Origin of the sequence: Methylorubrum sp. POS3, from assembly GCF_043352485.1 — a bacterium.
Taxonomy (GTDB): domain Bacteria; phylum Pseudomonadota; class Alphaproteobacteria; order Rhizobiales; family Beijerinckiaceae; genus Methylobacterium; species Methylobacterium suomiense.
Genome location: NZ_JAPRBT010000001.1, coordinates 2,246,873 through 2,265,845, shown reverse-complemented (window position 1 = coordinate 2,265,845; position 18,973 = coordinate 2,246,873). Strand labels below are relative to the sequence as shown.

Genomic DNA, 18,973 nt, shown 5'->3' with positions numbered 1-18,973 from the left:
AACCGTGAAAGGCTCCCGGGTCCAACCCCCGCGGGGCCTTTTCCGTCGTTGATCGTGCGGAGGGCTCGGCTAAGGTCTCCTGAAAAGGGAGGCGACGCCGATGGCGCGCGAGACGATCTATGACCGGGATCTCGATCGGAATCCGGCTAATTATCAGCCGCTGACGCCGCTGACCTATCTCGACCGGGCCGCCCGGACCTTTCCGGACCGCGTTGCGGTGGTCCACGGGACGCTGCGCCGTTCCTATTCCGATCTCTACGCGCGCTGCCGGCGCCTCGCGGCGGCGCTCAAGGCCCGCAGCATCGGCCGGGGCGACACCGTGGCGGTGCTGCTCGCCAACACGCCCGCGATGATCGAGTGCCATTACGGCGTGCCGATGACGGGCGCGGTGCTCAACACGCTCAACACCCGCCTCGATGCCGAGGCCCTCGGCTTCTGCCTCGACCACGGCGAGGCCAAAATCCTCATCGTCGATCGTGAATTCTCGAAGCTCGCCCGCGGCGCGCTCGAGAAGGCCGAGGTGACGCCGTTCGTCATCGATTACGACGATCCGGAATTCACCGGCGATGGCTCCGCCCTCGGCGGGACCGATTACGAGGCCTTCCTGGCTGCCGGCGATCCCGACCACGACTGGGCGATGCCGGACGACGAGTGGGACGCGATCTCGCTCAACTACACCTCCGGCACCACGGGCGATCCGAAGGGAGTGGTCTACCATCACCGCGGCGCGGCCCTGCTCGCGCTCGGCAACGTCATCACGGCCGGCATGGGCCAGCACGCGGTCTATCTCTGGACCCTGCCGATGTTCCACTGCAACGGCTGGTGCTTCCCGTGGTCGCTCTCGGTGGTGGCCGGCCACCCATGTCTGCCTGCGGCAGGTGCGGGCGGGCGCGATGTACGCGGCGCTCGCCGAGCACGGCGTGACGCATCTCTCCGGCGCGCCGATCGTGATGTCGACGCTGCTCAACGCCCCCGACGACCAGAAGCGGCCCCTCCCCCAGCGCGTTCATTTCCTGACCGCCGCCGCGCCGCCGCCCGAGGCGGTGCTCGCCGCCATGGGGGATGCCGGCTTCGACGTGACTCATCTCTACGGCCTCACCGAGACCTACGGTCCCGCGGTGGTCAATGCGTGGCACGAGGAATGGACCGACCTCCCCTCCGACGAGCGCGCGCGGAAGAAGGCCCGCCAGGGCGTGCGCTATCCCGTGCTGGAGGGGCTCGACGTGCGCGATCCCGAGAGCATGGAATCCCTGCCGGCCGACGGCCAGACCCTCGGCGAGGTGATGTTCCGCGGCAACGTGGTGATGCGCGGCTACCTGAAGAATCCCAAATCCACCCAGGCGGCCTTCGCGGGCGGCTGGTTCCGCTCCGGCGATCTCGGGGTGAAGCACCCGGACGGCTACATCCAGCTGAAGGACCGCTCGAAGGACATCATCATCTCGGGCGGCGAGAACATCTCCTCCATCGAGGTCGAGGACGCCCTGTTCAAGCACCCGGCGGTGGCCGCCGCCGCCGTCGTCGCCAAGCCCGACGAGAAATGGGGCGAGACACCCTGCGCCTTCGTCGAGCTGAAGGAGGGCAAGGACGTCTCGCCCGAGGACCTGATCGCGTGGTGCCGCGAGCGGCTCGCCCCCTACAAGCTGCCGCGCCACGTGGTGTTCGGGGAACTGCCCAAGACCTCGACGGGGAAGGTGCAGAAATTCGTCCTGCGGGAGAAGGCGCGGGAGGGCTGAGCGCAGGACAGTGCCGCGCGCGCCGCACTGATCGAGACCTGGGCGGGGCGCGCCGGGGCGCCGTTCGCGTGGGTGCAGCCCCCGATCCTCAACGCCATGACGCGTCTGGCCGTCGAAGCCGACCCCGCCCGGGGAACGCTGCGGGCGATCGGATATGAGGAGGCACCGGACGAGGAGGATGGCGCCGTGCCGGTGACGCAGCCGCTGGAATGGAGCGATGTTTCGTGAGCGCCTGCCGCGGAGGTCGGCCCATCGTCCTCGGCGCCGCCTGGTGCGAATGCGTCGGGATCCTCGCTTGCTCCGCCGCCTCGATGGTGCGCGGCCGGCGTCACCCCACCCCGAGGCGGCGGGCCACGTCGATGACCGCGGACATGCGATAGGGCTTCATCACCAGCACGCTCTCGGCCACCTGCCGCGGCTGCTCGTTGCTGTATCCGGTCACGTAGATCACCGGCAGGTCGGGCTGTAACGCGCGGGCGCGCTCGGCGAGATCCCAGCCGTCGAGCTGGCCCGGCAGGCGGATGTCGGTGAACAGGAGATCGACGCGGGGCCGGGCGCGCAGCAGGTCGTAGGCCTGTTCCGCGGTGCCGGCGCAGAGCACGTCGTAGCCCGCATCCTCGAACTCCATCGAGACGGCGCTGAGGAGCATCTCCTCGTCCTCAACGACCAGCACGGTCCGCTTGTCGGACATGTCTCACGCTCCCCCCGGCCGCGCGCGGCCTGTCTTCCTGCGATGCTCCGCCGGGCGGAGCGGCTCCCGGACCATCGCCCCGGAAGCTGGTGCCGGCCTGTCTCGCCGATGCCCGGATCGGCTCCACCGCTCATCGAAAGCCGATCCCCCGCTCCGGCAGGGCTCAACCCGCCACCGCGAAGCCCGGCGCGAAGCCGAGGCCCGGGGCTTCGGCCCTGTCGGGAGCGGGCGCGGGCCGGGGCTCGGCGGGAAAGTACAGGCGCACCGTCGTCCCCCGCTCGCTCCCCGGCACGATGGCGGCCGACCCGCCCGATTGCTGGGCGAAGCCGAACACCTGGGAAAGGCCCAGGCCCGTGCCCTGCCCCAGCGGCTTGGTGGTGAAGAACGGCTCGAAGGCCCGCGCCTCCACCTCCGGCGGCATGCCGGTGCCGGTATCCGAGACCTCGACGCAGACGCCCGTCTGGCCCTGCGCCAGTCCCCCCTCCGGCAGCGGGCGGGTGCGGATCGTGAGGGTGCCGCCCTCCGGCATCGCGTCGCGGGCGTTGACCGCGAGGTTGAGGATCGCGTTCTCGAGCTGGTTCGGATCGATGACGAGCGGGGCGAGGCCGGGCGCGAAATCGGTTTCCAGCCGGATCTTGGCACCGATCGATCCGCGCAGGAGCTCGGCGAAGGAGCCGATCCGGGCGTTCACGTCGGTCCTGACCGGCGAGAGCGGGTGCTTGCGGGCGAAGGCCAGCAGCTTGTGGGTGACGGCGGCCCCCCGCTCCGCGCCCTGCATGGCATCGCGCAGGGGCGCCAGCAGCGGACTGTCGGCGGGCAGGCTGCGCTCCACCCGGTCGAGATTGATCAGCACCACGTTGAGGAGGTTGTTGAAGTCGTGGGCGACGCCGCCGGTGAGCTGGCCCACCGCCTCCATCTTCTGCGACTGGCGCAGCAATGCCTCGGTGCGCTGGCGCTCGGCATTGGCCTCCTTCAGCGCCGCGAGCGCGTGATCGCGCTCCGCGATGCGGGCCAGCAGCTCCTCGTTGGCGCTTCGCAGCTGCGTCGGTGAGGGCAGGCTGAGCGCCCGCGGCATCAGGTACCACAACGCCACTGCCGTGCCGATCGAAGCTGCGGCGGTGAGGATCTTGACCATCGCCTCCAGCCCGTAATCGGGCACGTAGAGGGTCCAGATCGCCATCAGATGCGTGGCGCCGCAGGCGGTGATGAACACCGCGAACGACCAGAACACCCAGCCGAACACCACGTCCCGGCGGCGGGAGACGAAGGTCGCGAGCGCGACGGGAATCGAGAAATAGGCGAGCGCGATCATCGTGTCGGAGATGATGTGCGTCCAGATCAGCTCCGGTCGCCACAGCAGGCAGATGCCGTGCGGTGAGAGATTCTCGACCTCCCAGAGGCGCCGCAGACTGTCGAGCATCGACCCCTTCCCCGATAGGAACCGCGCCGGTCATTGGTGCCGCGCTCCGGCACGGTTGGCAATCCCGGCCGATTCCACCCCTTCGGCGGAGGGCTTGACGCGTCCGTCCCGGCATTTTTGCGGCTTCGATGGCCGCCACGATGCCTTTGACGGCGTTTCGGGACCATTTCCACCCCGTGGCGGCCCTGTCGCGGCGCGAAACGGCCTCTGGCGTCGATTAAGCCTTGCTTAACCATGCCGGCCCCAAACCGGACTGCGAATCGAGGGACAGCGCGGTGTCGGCGCATCGGGCGATCACGCGAGAGACACGATCCGGAGGGGGCGCCCTCCCGGCGACGCCTGTCGGCACGCCGCTTCGGCGGCTCGGCCTCGGCCCCCTGCTGGCGGCGACCGCCCGGCATCATCCCGATCGCATTGCGGTGGTCGACCCCGCCGACAAGCCGGCCTGGAGCGACCGCCCGGCCATCACCTGGACCTACGCCGCCGCCGCCGAGATCGTCGAGCGCCTCGCTCGTGGCCTGCGCGGCTGGCGCCTGCCCCCGGGCAGCCGGATCGGCCTATGCCTGCCGGGCTCGGCCGAGAGCGTGCTGGCGATTCTTGCGGTCGAGGCGGCGGGCCACGTCGCCGTGCTGCTGCCCGTCTCCTGGGACGAGGAGCGCCTGCTCGCTGCCGCCCAGGGCGTCGGCTTGAGCGCGGTGCTGACCCAGGCCCGCCTGGGCGAAGCCGCCCCGGCCGAGCGGCTCTGCGCGGTCGCGGCCCGCTATTTCGGCCTGCGCTACCTCGCCGCCTTCGGCCCCGATGTGCCCGATGGGGTGATCAATCTCGACCGCTTCGTGCTCGACGGGCCGGCCGGACCGGCCCCGGACCGCCCGCCCGCCCCGGCGGGATTCGTCAGCTTCGCGGGCGGCGATCCCGACCGGCCGATCTTCCGCAGCGCCGAGGCCTTGGTCGCGGCGGCGGCGGCCCATCTCGTCGTCGCACGGGTCGCGCCGGGCGAGCGCATCCTCAGCCTGATCGCCCCGCACGACCTGCGCGGACTCGCCACCGGGCTCGCCGCCGCCATCGTGGCCGGGGCCACGCTCGAGGTCCTGCCGGTGTTCGACGGTACCGCCTTCGCCACGGCGTTGCGCAGGCCCGGCCCGACGCATCTCGTCGCTCCCGCCTTCCTGGAAGACAATCTCGCCGGCCGCGACCTGCCGCCGAATCTGCGCTCGGCCACCTTCGTCCACCGGGCGCCGACGCGCTTGCCCGCGCGCAATCGGGCGCCGGGCGGGGTCCAGGCCCTGCGCCTCGACGCCGTGATCGATACGGTCGTGTTCGATGAGACGGCGCTGCTGTCCGGCCGCCGCGGCGGCCCCGGCGATGTCGCCGCCATCCTCGGCCGGCCCGACCGGCTCAACCTCCCCGCCGGCCTCCTGGAGATTCGCCACGACGCGGGCGGGCGAATCATCTTCCGCGGTCAGGCCTCCACCGTCACGGCACTGCAGCGGGGATCCCTCCGCACTGCAAACCCCATGGATTGGCGCGAGACCCCCTACGCCGCGAATTTGTTCGCGGGACTGGCCACGGCGCTCGACGTGGCGGCCCTTCGAGCGGAGGCCGATGCTCTGGAAACAACTTTTTTTGCACCCGCGTGACGGCCGCAGACTGAGACTGCGAACAGGGCGGCGGGAGCTCGCGTGATCCCAGAGAAAGATATGAATTACCAATAATTTATATGAGCGTACCGACGATGCTTTAACGCTGTCGTCAGATGGTGCGGCGCCGTTCACTACGCCTTCAACGCATCGGTTTCATGGTTCTCCCGTCTGCGTGGCCGGCGAACCAATCGTGGCCATGTGGGTTATCCGGGGTGCCCCTTCACACGGGGTGCGACATGGGGTAACGCTTCATCTTATGGGTGCGCTGCAACAAGTGCTCGTCGTCGACGATGGCCATCGCGCCGTCGATCGCTCTCTCTCGGCCGACCTTGCGGGGCTCGGTTACGCGAGCGTCACAGCCTCGATCGAGGCCGCCGACGACGTTCTCGCCGTGATCGCCCGCCCGGCCGCGATCCTGTTCCATCTCTCCCGACAGGCCAGCCCGGAGATCGCGGCGCTCGCCGCACGCCTGCGCGAGCAGATGCGGGCCGGCGGCATCCCGGTGATCGACATGGACGATGCGGGGCCCCGCCCCGGCGCGCCGGTCGATCTCAAGAGCCGGATCGGTCCCTACGTGCTCAACGAGGCGGAGTTGTAGGCGCGTCCCATTACGGGATGGTGACGGGGCGGGCCGGGAGGTCCGCCTTTTTCGTATCGTCAGACCGCTGTCACGAAGCCAGGCTGATCTCGCTTTCGCGGACGGCTCTCTCGGCCGAGCCGGAGCGCATCCGGTAGGACGGCTCGCCGGTCGTATCGTCGGGCATCAGGCGGACGATCTCGCCGACCTCGCCGAACCCGAACCGTTCGTCGGTCTGGTGCGTGCGGGTGCGGCGGACGCGTTGGCCGAGCTTGAATTTGTGCGCCATCGGTCTCTCCGGATTTGGTCGCGGGAACGGGACGTCCGTGGACCGACGATCGGTCCACGGGAGGAGGGGCCGGTTCAGCGACGCAGCTTGATCTTCGCCTTGCGGGCGGCGTAGCGCGCGTCGCGCTCTTCCTTCTGCTTGGCCTGGGCGAGACGGGCGCGCTCGGCCGCGGCCTCGATCTCGGCGGCCTTGCGGGCGACTTCCGCCGCGCGCTCGGCGGCCACCGCCGCAGCCTGCCGCTCGGCTTCGAGCCGCCGCTGCGTCTCGCGCTCCTGGATCCGCTCCTCGCGGGCGGCGGCAATGGCGCGGCGCTCGGCCTGACGGGCCTGCACGACCGGGTCGTCCTGGGTCGGGCGGGCGCGGAAGCGGGCCAGCATCGCCTCGCGGGCGGAGGCCGCAGTCTGACGACGGTCGTCGAAGGAATTCTGTTTGGTGAAGCTCACGTAGCGTCCTTGATCGGCCGGGCTCCGGATGTGGGCCGCGGCGAAAACGGGTGGAGAATGCGAGAAGCCGCCCCGGGGTGGAGCGGCTTCGATATCAGGCGTCTGGGGCGCGGATCACGCGACCTGAAGCTGGCCCGCCGACTGCTTGCCGGAGCGGCGATCCGTCTCCATCACGTAGGAGACCTTCTGGCCTTCGGCGAGGCCGCGCAGACCGGCGCGCTCGACGGCGGAGATGTGGACGAAGACGTCCTTCGAGCCGTCCTCAGGCTGAATGAAGCCGAAGCCCTTCTGATCGTTGAACCACTTGACGGTGCCGGTGTTCATGTACGTTCCTTGACTCCGCAGGATGCAGGCAGAGAACCCCATGCGCCGTGAGGCGCCGGGCTCATACAATCGATCGATGACGAAGGAAAAAGAGAACCGCCCTGCGGAGGCGTCACGGCCCAGAGAATCCGGCCTCGTATCGATGACGAGAACCATGCGCCCCGAATGAAAATTTAGCAAGGCGCGTTTTTTATTGGATGATTTTTGAGAAAAATCCGATTCAGCGACACGGATAAGCCGTGAGGAAGCGGGCCGTATCGTCCGGTACTATTTCCCAGACCGTGCGCACCCGTGGCTCACGCCCGTCGGGGGCCGCGAGCGGACCTTCGAACGTGAGTCGGGGGAGGCCGATCGGCGGCGTCATGAGCCGGCCTTGCGTGTTGAGCCAGGGATGCGCAGCGAGGGCGGCGGCGAACGCTTCCGGCGCCGACGGAGAGAAGCCGAAACTCAGAAAGAACTTCGCCTTGGGCCCACCCACCGGGTGATGGATGTCCAGCAAGTATCTGACGAGCTTGTCCTCCGCGACCTGCCAGAGGCTTGGCCAGGGATGCGCGCTCAAGCGGTGGCGCGCTCGACGAGGCGGAGGGAGGCGCCGTGTACGGTCGCCAGTGAGCCGAGCGGTTCGGCAAACTCGACCACGTAGGCCACGCCGTCCCGGTAGACGCTGAGCACGATGCCCTCGCTGCCTGCCGGCATCGTCGCCCCGTCATCGGTCGCGGCGTCGGCCGTCAACTGCACGCGGTCGAGATCGCGGAAGGTGTCGAGCGGCGCGGCTTGCCGGAAATGGTAGAACGCTTCGCGTGTCATGTGCGTCCCCCTCTTGGCGACCACGCCCTCAACGTACATCGCGACTGAACGCTGACAAGGCGCTCGCGTGCCTCGACGGGCCCGTGGGAGCCCCCGTGCCTCGTCCGGAAACCTGTTCGGCCAACTCGTCCAACCCGAACCCCTCACCTTGAGGTGCCGCGAAGCGGGCTCGAAGGAGGAGAATTCAGCTAAAACAACGTGAGGCGCCTCACGCCGCCTTCTTCTTCACCCGGCCCGCGATGGTCACGAGCCCGCGCATGATCTGCGTCGTCACCTTCAGGCGTTCGGGGATGGTGTCGAGTTCGCGGATGAACACCACGCTCATATCGGGCCGGACTTTGGCGAAGGAGCCCTGCTCCACGACCATGGCGGCGAGACCCTGCGGGTTGGCGAAGGATTTGCCGCGGAAGTGGACCACCACGCCCTTCGGGCCGGCCTCCACCTTCTCGACATTCGCGTCGCGGCACAGGATCTTGATGGTCACGATCTTGAGGAGCTGCTCCACCTCCGGCGGCAACGGGCCGAAGCGGTCGATCAGTTCGGCGCCGAAGCTCTCCATCTCGGCGTCGTTCTCGATGGTCGAGAGGCGCCGGTAGAGGCCCAGCCGCACCGTCAGGTCCTCGACGTAATCCTCGGGGATCGTGACCGGCGCGCCGAGCGCGATGGTCGGCGACCATGCTTCTTCCTGCGGCTCCTCGATGCCGGCCTTGAGCGCCGTGACGGCGTCCTCCAGCATCTGCTGGTAGAGCTCGTAGCCGACCTCCTTGATGTGGCCGGACTGGGCATCGCCCAGAAGATTGCCGGCGCCGCGGATGTCGAGATCGTGGGACGCCAGCTGGAAGCCGGCACCGAGCGTATCGAGGCTCTGAAGCACCTTGAGGCGCTGCTCGGCCTGGGCGGTGAGCTGGCGGTTGGCCGGGGTCGTGAACAGGGCGTAGGCCCGCGCCTTGGAGCGGCCGACGCGCCCGCGCAGCTGATAGAGCGCGGCCAATCCGAACATGTCGGCCCGGTGGACGATCAGCGTGTTGGCGGTCGGGATGTCGAGGCCGGATTCGACGATGGTCGTCGAGAGCAGCACGTCGTACTTGCCCTCGTAGAAGGCAGTCATCACGTCCTCGAGCTGCCCGGCGGCCATCTGGCCGTGGGCGACCGCCACCGTGGTCTCGGGCATCTCGGTATCGAGGAAGCGCTTGACCTCCGCCAAGTCCTCGATGCGCGGCACCACGTAGAAGGACTGGCCGCCGCGATAGCGCTCGCGCAGCAGCGCCTCGCGGATCAGCAGCGGATCGAACGGCGTCACGAAGGTGCGCACCGCCAAGCGGTCCACCGGGGGCGTCGCGATGATCGAGAGTTCGCGGACCCCGGTCATGGCGAGCTGGAGCGTGCGCGGGATCGGCGTCGCCGAGAGCGTCAGAACGTGCACGTCCGCCTGGAGCGCCTTGAGCCGCTCCTTGTGGGCCACGCCGAAATGCTGCTCCTCGTCGACGATGATCAGGCCGAGATCCTTGAAGGCGACGTTCTTGGCGAGCAGCGCGTGGGTGCCGACCACGATGTCGATCTTGCCCTCGGCGAGTCCCGCCCGGTTCTGGCGCTGATCCCCCGCCGAGACGAAGCGTGAGAGTTGCGCGATGTTGATCGGCAGACCTTTGAAGCGCTCCACGAAGGTTCTGTAATGCTGGCGGGCGAGCAGCGTGGTCGGCACCACCACCGCCACCTGCTTGCCGGAGATCGCGGCGGCGAAGGCCGCGCGGAGCGCCACCTCGGTCTTGCCGAAGCCGACATCGCCGCAGACGAGGCGGTCCATCGGGCGGCCGGCATTGAGGTCGTCCAGCACCGCGTCGATGGCGTTGGCCTGATCCTCGGTCTCCTGGAAGGCGAAGCGGGCGGCGAATTCCTCGTAGAGGCCCTCCGGCGCCTTGAGGCTCGGCGCGGGCTTCACGAAGCGGGCGGCGGCGACCTTGATGAGCTCGCCCGCCATCTCGAGGATGCGGCGCTTCATCTTGGCCTTGCGGGCCTGCCACGCCCCGCCGCCGAGGCGGTCGAGCGCGACCTCCGAATCCTCCGAGCCGTAACGGGTCAGGAGTTCGATGTTCTCCACCGGCAGGAGCAGCAGGCCGCCGGTATATTGCAGCTCCAGGCAATCGTGCGGGGCGCCCGCCGCCGTCACGGTCTTGAGGCCGACGAAGCGGCCGATGCCATGATCGGAATGGACCACGAGATCGCCGGGCTGCAGCGCCTGGACTTCGAGGATGATGTCCTGGGGCCGCTTCGCCTTGCGCTTCTGGCGCACCAGCCGGTCGCCGAGGATGTCGCCCTCGGCGATCACCGCGAGCCGGTCGATGACGAAGCCGGATTCCAGCCCCCAGACCGCCACCGCCACGTCGGTGCCGCGCTTGAGCGCGTTGACCGCCGTCAGCGTGTTGATCTCGATCGGCTTCTTCAGGCCGTGGTCGGTCAGCACGCCGCAGAGCCGGTCGCGCGAGCCGTCGGACCAGGATCCCAGGATCACGTGATGCCCGGACGCCTGCAGCTCGCGGACATGGGCGACGACGGCGTCGAACACGCTCGTGGCCTCCTCCGCCCGCTCGGGCGCGAAGCTTCGTCCGGCTTTGGCGCCACAATCGATCACCGCGCGCGCGTCCGAGTCGGGCTGGGCGAAGGGGGTCAGGCGCATGACCGTGCCGGCCTCGACCTTGGCCTTCCACTCGTTCGGCGTGAGGTAGAGGGCGCGGGGCGGCAGCGGCTTGTAGGGGGCGACGCCCGCCTGCGGGGTCTTGAGGGCGGATTCCCGGGCCAGGAAATAGTCCTGGATCAGGGCGAGCCGCTCGGACGCCGCCTCCTCGACCTGCGCGTCGAACACCATCGGCACGTCGCCGAGATAGTCGAACAGCGTGTCGAGCCCGTCGTAGAAGAGCGGCATCCAGTGTTCGAGGCCGGCATAGCGGCGGCCCTCGCTTACGGTCTCGTAGAGCCGGTCGTCGCGGTTCGCCGCGCCGAAGCTCGTGAGATAGCCTTGCCGGAAGCGCCGGATCGTCTCGGTGGTGAGCTGCACCTCGCTCATCGGCACGAGGTCGAGGGAGCGCAAGGAGCCCACGGTCCGCTGCGTCTCGGGATCGAACGCGCGGATCGATTCGAGGGTATCCCCGAAGAAGTCGAGGCGGATCGGGTTCGGCAGGCCGGGCGGCGACAGGTCGAGAATGCCGCCGCGCACGGCGTATTCGCCGGTGTCGCGCACCGTCCCCGTGCGCAGAAACCCGTTGGCCTCGACCCAGGCCACGACCTTGTCCATCGGCACCACGTTGCCGATCGCCGCCGAGAAGGTCTCGACCGCGACCCTGGCCCGCGGCGGCACGCGCTGCACCAGGGCGTTGACGGTGGTGCAGAGGATGCGCGGCTTCTCCTCCGAGGAGCGCGAGCGGGTCAGCCGCGACAGAGCCGTCATCCGCTGGGCCGCGATGGCGCCGTTCGGGGAGACGCGGTCGTAGGGCTGGCAATCCCAGGCCGGGAAGCTCATCGCCTCGATCTCGGGGGCGACGAATTTCAACGCGGTCTGGAACGCGTTGGACCGGCCGGAATCGCGGGCGACATGCACCAGCACCGCCGGGCCTTCGAAACTCCCCGAGAGCGCGCGGGCGAGATCGGCGACGACCAGCGCGTCGAACCCGTCGGGTACGGAGGCGAGCGTCGGGCTGTCGCCGCGTTTGATCGCGTCGAGCGCTTTGGTCAGCGGCGCCGATTTCGGCAGCGCGAAGCGGGCGGTCTGCGGCTTCGGCGCGGCGGCGGGGGGCTTGGGCTGGGGCTTGGCCATCGGGGGGAACAGTTCAGGAAGACGGATCGGGACAGGCGCCGGGGGATCGCTCTCGACCCAAACCAGTCCCCTCGGCCCAAGGTCCCGCGCAGCGGCCTCGAAGAAGGTTTCCGGAACCCGCGCGATCCCTGGAGCCCTCCTTCGAGGCCCGCTCACGCGGGCACCTCAGGATGAGGGCGATGGATGGGACGAAGACTCGGCTCTCGCCTCAGTTATGGATCGGCGCGTCGTGCTTATGAAACGCCCGGAGGCGGCGATAGACCGGCGTGTCGTAATTCTCCGGCGTCGCGTCCTCGCCGGTGAGCCAGCGGAACAGGTCGCGGTCCGGTACTTCGATCAGCGCCTCGAACTGCGTCAATTCCTCGTCCGACAGATCGCCGATCTCGGCATCGGCGAAACGGCCCATGATGAGATCCATCTCGCGGATGCCCCGGTGCCACGCCCGGAACAGGGTGCGGCGGCGGCGCGGGTCGAGGTCGGCGCTGGAGCGTGTGGTGCCGGACATGGAGAGGATTCCCTCCGAGATGGCTCTCGTGGCGATGACAGGCATGTAGAGGGCCGATCGCCGCCCGGCAAACGGTGCGTGCGCATGATGCCATCTGCGCAGATCCGATGAAACGCGGTATCGTGGCGCCCGCGGCCCGTTCCAGAAGCCTCGCTCCCACCCACGCCCTCATCCTGAGGTGCCGGCGCGACAGCGACGGCCTCGAGGGAGGGCTCCAGGAATCGCTGAGCGAACCGGAGCCCTCCCTCGAGGCCGCTGCGCGGCACCTCAGGATGAGGGGGTTGGATGGGAGGGGCCGTTGCCGTCGTTCTCTCGCGCCCGAAAGGCCCATGAACTCGGAATCCGAACAGGCCCTCGCATCCGATCCGGGCCCCGCCCCGCCCCGGCGGGACGACGCCCCGTCGTTGCGCCCGAGCATCCTCGATCCGCTCTTCGCCCCCGCCCGCGGCCTGCCCGGCGTCGGCCCGAAGATCGCGCCGCTCATCGAGAAGCTGCTCGGCTCGGAGGAGCGCCCGGCCCGGGTCGCCGACCTCCTGTTCCACCTGCCCCAGAGCGGCGTCGCCCGGCCGCTCTGCGGCTCGATCCGCGACGCGCCGACCGGCGAGCCGGTGACGCTCGGCGTCACGGTGGTGGCGCATCGCCCGCCGGGTCTGGGCAAACGCGCCTTCCGCGTGCTGGTCGAGGACGGGACCGGCGACATCAGCCTCGTCTTCTTCGGCATGCCGAAGGGGCGCATCGACAAGATGCTGCCCCTCGGCAGCCACCGCTACGTCTCCGGCCGGATCGACCTGTGGGACGGCACCCGGCAGATGGTGCATCCCTCCCGCATCCTCGACGAGGCGGGTCTGGCCAGCCTGCCCGCCGTCGAGCCGATCTACGGGGCGACCGAGGGTCTGACCTCGCGGTTGATCGGCAAGATCGTCCACGGCGCGCTGGAGCGGCTGCCGGTGCTGCCGGAATGGCAGGATCCGGCCTTCCTCGCCCGCAACCGCTTCCCGGCCTTCGCCGAGGCTCTGCGGATCGAGCACCGCCCGGAGGAGGCACCGCCGCCGCCGCGGGAGGGCGAGACCGTGCCGCCGAGCCCGTCCCGGCGGCGGCTGGCCTACGACGAACTGCTCGCCTCGCAGCTCGCCCTCGCCCTGCTGCGCGCCCGCCAGCGCCGCAAGCCCGGCCGGGTCAATGCCGGCGACGGGCATCTGAAGGCGCGGATCGAGGCCGCCCTGCCCTTCGCGCTGACCGGTGCGCAGGCGCGCGCCGTGGAAGAGATCCGCGGCGACATGGCCGCGGACCGGCGCATGCTGCGCCTGCTCCAGGGCGATGTCGGCTCGGGCAAGACCGCGGTCGCCCTGCTCGCCATGGCCTCCGCCGTCGAGGCCGGCCGGCAGGCCGCCCTGATGGCCCCGACCGAGATCCTGGCGCGGCAGCATTTCGAGCGTCTGGTGCCGCTCGCGGAGGGCTTGCGCCTGCGGCTGCTCACCGGGCGCGACCGGGCCTCCGAGCGCCGGGCGACGCTCGCGGACCTGGCGGCGGGTAACATCGACATCGTGGTCGGCACCCACGCCCTGTTCCAGGACGCGGTGGCCTTCCGCGATCTCGGCCTCGCGGTGGTCGACGAGCAGCATCGCTTCGGCGTCCACCAGCGTCTTGCCCTCGGGGCCAAGGGCGAGGCGGTCGACATCCTGGTGATGACGGCAACCCCGATCCCGCGCACCCTCGCCCTCACCTTCTTCGGCGACATGGACGTGTCGGTGCTCGACGAGAAGCCCGCCGGGCGCCAGCCGATCAAGACGATCACGATCCCGGTCGAGCGCATCGGCGACGTGGTGGAGGGGCTTCAGCGGGCGCTGCAATCGGGCGACCGGGTCTACTGGATCTGCCCGCTCGTGGCGGAATCCGAATTCGTCGACCTCGCCGCCGCCGAGGAGCGGTTCGAGGACCTGAAGAAGCATTTCGGCGAGGGCGTCGGCCTGATCCACGGCAAGATGCCGGGGCCGGAGAAGGACGCGGCGATGGAGGCCTTCGCGACGGGGCGCACCCGCGTGCTGGTCTCCACCACCGTGGTCGAGGTCGGCGTGGACGTGCCCGAGGCCACCATCATGGTGATCGAGCATGCGGAGCGCTTCGGTCTCGCCCAGCTCCACCAGCTGCGCGGCCGGGTCGGGCGCGGGTCGAAGGCCTCGTCCTGCCTGCTGCTCTATCGCGGGCCGCTGGGGCAGGTGTCCAAGGCGCGACTGGAGATGATGCGGGCGAGCGAGGACGGTTTTCGGATCGCCGAGGAGGATCTGCGCCTGCGCGGCGAGGGCGAGGTTCTCGGCACCCGCCAATCCGGCATGGCGGCCTTCCGCCTCGCCCGGCTCGAGAGCGACGGCGCTCTCCTGGAGGCGGCCCGCGACGATGCCCGGCTGATCGTCGAGCGCGATCCGCGCCTGCGGAGCGAGCGCGGCCAAGCCCTCCGGGTGCTGCTCTACCTGTTCGAGCGCGAGGCGGCGATCCGGTTGATCGGGGCCGGGTGAGTCGCTCGGAGGCGTTCAGGCTCGTTCAGGAAAGGGTCCGGATCCGTTCAGTTTCGTTCAGGAAGGAGCGAAATCGAACGGCGCGTTCAGAAAAATGCGCGCCACCGGAGCGATCCGCAAAATGCCGCAAACTCAACGAGTGAATTGGTGTTTGCTGAATGATTGCAAGTACTTATCCGTATATCTCAATGCTTCGGATAAGCTTGGCGGTGGCCCGCAAATCGGAGGATACCTTGTATCTGCCCCAATTGCCCCTTAACTGGAGATGAACAAACGGCCTCGTAGACCGGGGTGCCACTGGAAAGAAGGAGGGTCGCCATGTCGATCGCACCGTTCCAACGCCTGCCGGGTTCCTCCGAGAATTGGGGAGCCGATACCCTCTCCGTCGAACCCTGGCTGATGCCGATCAGCGATCACGCGACGCGCGACGAGACGACGACGGACGCGCTCATCAGCGCGGTCAAGCAGTCCTCGCGCCGGTTCTGGATCGCCGCCAACGCCCTCTGCGCCGTGCTGGCGCTGTTGCTCACCGCCCAGGTCGCGAACGACTGGAACAGCCCCGTCGCCCGTCCGGCCACTGGCCAGGTTGCCGACGCGTCGCCGCCGACCCTGGCCGTCGAGAAGGCCTCGCTGCAGCACTGACCGGCCGAACGAACGCTCGTTCGGAACTCTCGTCTGATCACCCGTCTTGGCGCGCCGGCTCCCGGCGCGCCTTTTCCATGTCCGGCCCCTGCGTCTGCCGCAGGGACGCCGCCATGGCATTGAGCCGGGCCTGAGGATCCTCGGGCTGGATCACGCCCGCCGACATCACCAGCTTGGCCGCGTCGTCCACGCTGATGGCGACCTCCACGATCTCGGAGCGCGGCAGGTAGAAGAAGAACCCCGTGGTCGGGTTCGGCGCGCAGGGCAGGAACACGCCGACATAATCGTGCGCGCCGCCCTCCTTCGCGTGGAGCGCGTCCCGCACCTCGGTCGCCGCCGGGGCGGAGAGGAACACCACCGACCACGTGCCCTTCACCGGGAACTCGACGAGGCCGACGGTGCGGAACGACGTGCCGTTGGCCGAGAACAGGGTCTCGAAGATCTGCCGCAGGCCCCGGTAGAGCCCGGAGATCACCGGCGTGCGGGCGAGCAGCACCTCGCCGAACTCCACCACCGAGCGCCCGACGAGGTTGGCGGTGAGGAAGCCCAGCAGCGTCACCGCGACGAAGGCGATGACGAGGCCGAGCCCGGGGATCGAGAACGGCAGGTAATGGTCCGGCAGGTAGCTGGCCGGCACCAGCGGCTTCACCCAGCCGTCGATGAGGGCGATGAACCACCACGTGATGTAGATCGTGATCGCGAGGGGGCCCGCGACGATGATGCCGGTGAGGAAGTAGGTCCGCAGGCGCCCGCGGGCGCTGACGCGCTTCTTGGAAGGAGCGCCGTCCGGGGCCTCGGGGATCGGCGACAGGGTGGGCGCCACGCATGCACCTCGGGCGACGGAGCCTGAGACCGACGGGCTTTCCCCGCCGCCTCGGGGCAGAGACGTAGCCGTTGGGATCGAACGGCTCAAGGCTGAAACGCCCCGGTCAAGGCGGCGCCCGCCCGTCGTAAATCATCGTGGAAGAGTTGATGGCGCGCGAGGCGACTTGATCGGGGTCGACCGGCGCATAACTCGGCCGTGGGCCCGAGAGGCCTGAGTAAACGGAGGAAATGCCATGCACGTCACCATCGAGCAGGCCGAGAAGGCGATCGCGGCCGCCCGCGCCAAGGCGGTGGAACTCGGTACCCAGATGTGCATCGCGGTCGTCGATTCCGGCGGCAACCTCAAGGCCTTCCACCGCATGGACGGCGCCTGGGTCGGCTCCATCGACATCGCGCAGAAGAAGGCCAAGACCGCCGTGTTCTTCGGCATGAAGACCGGCGCCATCGGCCAGCTGTCGCAGCCGGGCGGCTCGCTCTACGGCATCGAGCACTCGAATGACGGCCTCATCACCTTCCCCGGCGGCATCCCGATCGTCGATTCCGACGGCGAGATGTCCGGGGCCATCGGCGTCAGCGGCTCCTCGGTGGAGAACGACGACGCCGTGGCCCTGGCCGGTGCGCAGGTGATCGGCGACACGGAACTGCCGGATCACCCCTGGCGGACGTGATCGCCGGAAAGGCGAGCGACGGCGCCTGTCCGGCGCCGTCGTGCGGGGGCCTACTCGACCGTCACGGACTTCGCGAGGTTGCGCGGCTGGTCGACGTCTTTCCCCATGAAGACGGCGGTGTGATAGGCGATCAGCTGCACCGGCACCGCGTAGACGATCGGAGCCACCACCGGGTCCATGTCCGGCATGGTCAGCGTCGCCAGCGTGTCGATGCCCGCCGCCGCCGCGCCGCGGGCATCGCCCACCAGGATGATCCGGCCGCCGCGGGCGGCGACCTCCTGCATGTTCGACACCGTCTTCTCGAAGATCGCGTCGTGGGGGGCGATGACGATCACCGGCACGCTCTCGTCGATCAGCGCGATGGGGCCGTGCTTGAGCTCGCCCGCCGCGTAACCTTCGGCGTGGATGTAGCTGATTTCCTTCAGCTTCAGCGCGCCCTCCAGCGCCATCGGGTAGCTGGTGCCGCGGCCGAGATAGAGCACGTCGCGGGCCTTGGCGATCTCGCGGGCGAGGGTCTCGACCTGCGGCTCCAGCGTGACCGATTCCGCCATCAGCCCCGGCACGGTGATCAGGGCATCGACAAGCGCGCGCTCGCGGGCGGCGTCGATGGTTCCCCGGGCGCGGCCCGCCGCGATGGCGAGGCAGAGCAGCACGGTGAGCTGGCAGGAGAAGGCTTTCGTGGATGCCACGCCGATCTCGGGGCCGGCGAGCGTCGGCATCACGGCGGAGGATTCCCGCGCGATGGTCGAGGTCGGCACGTTGACGACGCTGAGGGTGTGCTGGCCCTGGGCCTTGGCGTAGCGCAGCGAGGCCAGCGTGTCGGCGGTCTCGCCCGATTGCGAGATGACGAGCGTCAGCCCGCCCGCCTCCAGCGGCGGCTCGCGGTAGCGGGTCTCGGAGGCGACGTCGATCTCGACCGGCAGGCGCGCCAGGGTCTCGAACCAGTACTTGGCCACCAGCCCGGCATAGAAGGCGGTGCCGCAGGCGGTGATCGATAGGCGCGAGAGCTTGGCGAAGTCGAAGGGCAAGGCGCCTGGCAGCGCGATGCGGCCTCCCGCCATGTCGACGTAGTGGGCGAGCGTGCGCCCGACGACCTCCGGCTGCTCGTGGATCTCCTTCGCCATGAAGTGGCGGTGATTGCCTTTGTCGACGAGGAAGGCCTGCGTCGCGATGCGCTGGCGCGGGCGCTTCACGACCTGTCCTTCGATGTCGCGGATCTCGGCGCCGTCGCGGGTCAGGATCGCCCAGTCGCCCTCTTCCAGATAGGTGATCTCGTCGGTGAAGGGGGCGAGCGCCAGCGCGTCGGAGCCGAGATAGGTCTCGCCCCGCCCGAAGCCGATGGCGAGCGGCGCGCCGTGGCGGGCGCCGATGAGGAAATCCTCCTGCCCCGCGAACAGGAAGCCCAGCGCGAAGGCGCCGCGCAGGCGCGGCAGGGCCTCGGCGACGGCCTCCACCGGCCCGAGACCCTGCGCCATCAGGTGGTTGACGAGCTGCGCGACGACCTCGGTGTCGGTCTCGGTCTCGAAGCGCGCGCCCGTGGCTTCGAGCGCGCTCTTCAACTCGCGAAAATTCTCGATGATGCCGTTATGGACCACCGCTAGGCGCTCGGTGGCGTGCGGGTGGGCGTTGGTCTCGTTGGGGCGGCCATGCGTCGCCCAGCGGGTATGGCCGATGCCGATGGCCCCCGTGAGCGGTGCCTGGGACAGCTTGATCTGCAGGTTCGCGAGCTTGCCCTCGGCGCGGCGACGCTCCAGCCGGCCATGCTCCAGCGTGGCGACGCCGGCGGAATCGTAGCCGCGATACTCAAGCCGCCGCAGCGCCTCGATCATCGCGTCCGCGACCGCCTCGCGCCCGATGATGCCGACGATTCCGCACATGACCCGATCCTTACGCCGTCCGGCCGGAAATGCGCCCGACGTCCCGAAACGGGATGTCGCCCCATCCGCCTTGCCGCAGAGCAAAGGACGGGCCGGGGAACAGCGCGCGACCGGGCTTGTATCGGATCGCGGCGGCACAAGGCCAGCGCTTGCTTTCCGGTCGGCTCCCGAGTCCCGCCCTGGGGGCCTCGCGGCCCGGCCGTCCCTCGGC

General features: G+C 69.5%; 17 protein-coding genes and 1 pseudogene. 7 read left to right on the top strand and 11 right to left on the bottom strand.

What is annotated here, in order from left to right; translation table 11 throughout:
• Nucleotides 1-100: 100 nt before the first annotated feature.
• Together OWC43_RS10600 and OWC43_RS10595 are read left to right on the top strand one after the other, a co-directional pair.
• Nucleotides 101-1,733: pseudogene (locus tag OWC43_RS10600) on the top strand (acyl-CoA synthetase).
• A 96-nt stretch (nucleotides 1,734-1,829) separates the two neighbouring features.
• Nucleotides 1,830-1,961, top strand: a complete 132-nt coding sequence (locus tag OWC43_RS10595; protein WP_393956666.1) for a hypothetical protein — start codon at nucleotides 1,830-1,832, stop codon at nucleotides 1,959-1,961.
• Between the two features lie 100 nt (nucleotides 1,962-2,061).
• Here the strand turns inward: OWC43_RS10595 and OWC43_RS10590 are convergent, their stop codons facing one another.
• Nucleotides 2,062-2,424, bottom strand: coding sequence for a response regulator (locus OWC43_RS10590; protein ID WP_393956665.1), 363 nt, complete (start codon nucleotides 2,422-2,424; stop codon nucleotides 2,062-2,064).
• Nucleotides 2,425-2,587: 163 nt separating this feature from the next.
• Nucleotides 2,588-3,844 (bottom strand): sensor histidine kinase, encoded by a 1,257-nt coding sequence (locus OWC43_RS10585; protein WP_393956664.1) that lies wholly within the window; start codon nucleotides 3,842-3,844, stop codon nucleotides 2,588-2,590.
• Nucleotides 3,845-4,119: 275 nt separating this feature from the next.
• On the opposite strand from OWC43_RS10585, the gene OWC43_RS10580 reads away from it, so the two are divergent.
• Nucleotides 4,120-5,481 carry an AMP-binding protein gene (locus OWC43_RS10580; protein ID WP_393956662.1) on the top strand — a complete coding sequence of 454 codons (1,362 nt, stop codon included), beginning with the start codon at nucleotides 4,120-4,122 and terminating at the stop codon, nucleotides 5,479-5,481.
• A gap of 259 nt (nucleotides 5,482-5,740) precedes the next feature.
• Nucleotides 5,741-6,082: a hypothetical protein gene (locus OWC43_RS10575; protein WP_137831597.1), complete on the top strand. Its 342-nt coding sequence runs from the start codon at nucleotides 5,741-5,743 to the stop codon at nucleotides 6,080-6,082.
• A gap of 70 nt (nucleotides 6,083-6,152) precedes the next feature.
• On the opposite strand, the gene OWC43_RS10570 is transcribed toward OWC43_RS10575, so the two are convergent.
• The 7 genes from OWC43_RS10570 to OWC43_RS10540 all read right to left on the bottom strand — a co-directional run bounded on the left by OWC43_RS10570 (nucleotide 6,153) and on the right by OWC43_RS10540 (nucleotide 12,237).
• A complete protein-coding gene (locus OWC43_RS10570; protein WP_137831598.1) occupies nucleotides 6,153-6,350 on the bottom strand; it encodes a hypothetical protein in 198 nt (65 codons plus the stop codon).
• A 74-nt stretch (nucleotides 6,351-6,424) separates the two neighbouring features.
• Nucleotides 6,425-6,793 (bottom strand): DUF6481 family protein, encoded by a 369-nt coding sequence (locus tag OWC43_RS10565; protein WP_137831599.1) that lies wholly within the window; start codon nucleotides 6,791-6,793, stop codon nucleotides 6,425-6,427.
• A gap of 114 nt (nucleotides 6,794-6,907) precedes the next feature.
• Nucleotides 6,908-7,117, bottom strand: coding sequence for a cold-shock protein (locus OWC43_RS10560; protein ID WP_137831600.1), 210 nt, complete (start codon nucleotides 7,115-7,117; stop codon nucleotides 6,908-6,910).
• Nucleotides 7,118-7,337: 220 nt separating this feature from the next.
• Complete coding sequence (locus OWC43_RS10555) at nucleotides 7,338-7,676, bottom strand: DUF6883 domain-containing protein (RefSeq protein WP_393956660.1); 339 nt, start codon at nucleotides 7,674-7,676, stop codon at nucleotides 7,338-7,340.
• Entirely contained in the window at nucleotides 7,673-7,924 is a 252-nt protein-coding gene (locus OWC43_RS10550; protein WP_393956659.1) for a DUF4926 domain-containing protein, read from the bottom strand. Before OWC43_RS10550 ends, OWC43_RS10555 begins: the two co-directional genes overlap by 4 nt.
• 208 nt (nucleotides 7,925-8,132) lie before the next feature.
• Nucleotides 8,133-11,732: a transcription-repair coupling factor gene (gene mfd, locus OWC43_RS10545; protein WP_393956657.1), complete on the bottom strand. Its 3,600-nt coding sequence runs from the start codon at nucleotides 11,730-11,732 to the stop codon at nucleotides 8,133-8,135.
• Nucleotides 11,733-11,940: 208 nt separating this feature from the next.
• Nucleotides 11,941-12,237, bottom strand: a complete 297-nt coding sequence (locus OWC43_RS10540; RefSeq protein ID WP_137831714.1) for a succinate dehydrogenase assembly factor 2 — start codon at nucleotides 12,235-12,237, stop codon at nucleotides 11,941-11,943.
• Between the two features lie 329 nt (nucleotides 12,238-12,566).
• On the opposite strand from OWC43_RS10540, the gene recG reads away from it, so the two are divergent.
• Nucleotides 12,567-14,750, top strand: a complete 2,184-nt coding sequence (gene recG, locus OWC43_RS10535; protein ID WP_393956655.1) for an ATP-dependent DNA helicase RecG — start codon at nucleotides 12,567-12,569, stop codon at nucleotides 14,748-14,750.
• A 318-nt stretch (nucleotides 14,751-15,068) separates the two neighbouring features.
• Complete coding sequence (locus tag OWC43_RS10530) at nucleotides 15,069-15,392, top strand: hypothetical protein (RefSeq protein WP_393956653.1); 324 nt, start codon at nucleotides 15,069-15,071, stop codon at nucleotides 15,390-15,392.
• A 37-nt stretch (nucleotides 15,393-15,429) separates the two neighbouring features.
• Here OWC43_RS10530 and OWC43_RS10525 read toward each other — a convergent pair whose 3' ends face one another.
• Nucleotides 15,430-16,215, bottom strand: coding sequence for a DUF502 domain-containing protein (locus OWC43_RS10525; RefSeq protein ID WP_171015615.1), 786 nt, complete (start codon nucleotides 16,213-16,215; stop codon nucleotides 15,430-15,432).
• A gap of 235 nt (nucleotides 16,216-16,450) precedes the next feature.
• Between OWC43_RS10525 and OWC43_RS10520 the strand changes: the two genes are divergently transcribed.
• Nucleotides 16,451-16,885 carry a heme-binding protein gene (locus OWC43_RS10520; RefSeq protein ID WP_137831717.1) on the top strand — a complete coding sequence of 145 codons (435 nt, stop codon included), beginning with the start codon at nucleotides 16,451-16,453 and terminating at the stop codon, nucleotides 16,883-16,885.
• Nucleotides 16,886-16,935: 50 nt separating this feature from the next.
• Here OWC43_RS10520 and glmS read toward each other — a convergent pair whose 3' ends face one another.
• Entirely contained in the window at nucleotides 16,936-18,762 is a 1,827-nt protein-coding gene (gene glmS, locus OWC43_RS10515) for a glutamine--fructose-6-phosphate transaminase (isomerizing) (protein ID WP_393956650.1), read from the bottom strand.
• Between the last annotated feature and the right edge of the window lie 211 nt (nucleotides 18,763-18,973).

Bases quoted from the DNA above. Each gene is read 5' to 3' on its own strand.
- OWC43_RS10595 (WP_393956666.1), top strand. From the start codon at position 1,830: ATGACGCGTCTGGCCGTCGAAGCCGACCCCGCCCGGGGAACGCTGCGG.
- OWC43_RS10590 (WP_393956665.1), bottom strand. From the start codon at position 2,424: ATGTCCGACAAGCGGACCGTGCTGGTCGTTGAGGACGAGGAGATGCTC.
- OWC43_RS10585 (WP_393956664.1), bottom strand. From the start codon at position 3,844: ATGCTCGACAGTCTGCGGCGCCTCTGGGAGGTCGAGAATCTCTCACCG.
- OWC43_RS10575 (WP_137831597.1), top strand. From the start codon at position 5,741: ATGGGTGCGCTGCAACAAGTGCTCGTCGTCGACGATGGCCATCGCGCC.
- OWC43_RS10570 (WP_137831598.1), bottom strand. From the start codon at position 6,350: ATGGCGCACAAATTCAAGCTCGGCCAACGCGTCCGCCGCACCCGCACG.
- OWC43_RS10560 (WP_137831600.1), bottom strand. From the start codon at position 7,117: ATGAACACCGGCACCGTCAAGTGGTTCAACGATCAGAAGGGCTTCGGC.
- OWC43_RS10550 (WP_393956659.1), bottom strand. From the start codon at position 7,924: ATGACACGCGAAGCGTTCTACCATTTCCGGCAAGCCGCGCCGCTCGAC.
- mfd (WP_393956657.1), bottom strand. From the start codon at position 11,732: ATGGCCAAGCCCCAGCCCAAGCCCCCCGCCGCCGCGCCGAAGCCGCAG.
- OWC43_RS10540 (WP_137831714.1), bottom strand. From the start codon at position 12,237: ATGTCCGGCACCACACGCTCCAGCGCCGACCTCGACCCGCGCCGCCGC.
- recG (WP_393956655.1), top strand. From the start codon at position 12,567: ATGAACTCGGAATCCGAACAGGCCCTCGCATCCGATCCGGGCCCCGCC.
- OWC43_RS10530 (WP_393956653.1), top strand. From the start codon at position 15,069: ATGTCGATCGCACCGTTCCAACGCCTGCCGGGTTCCTCCGAGAATTGG.
- OWC43_RS10520 (WP_137831717.1), top strand. From the start codon at position 16,451: ATGCACGTCACCATCGAGCAGGCCGAGAAGGCGATCGCGGCCGCCCGC.
- glmS (WP_393956650.1), bottom strand. From the start codon at position 18,762: ATGTGCGGAATCGTCGGCATCATCGGGCGCGAGGCGGTCGCGGACGCG.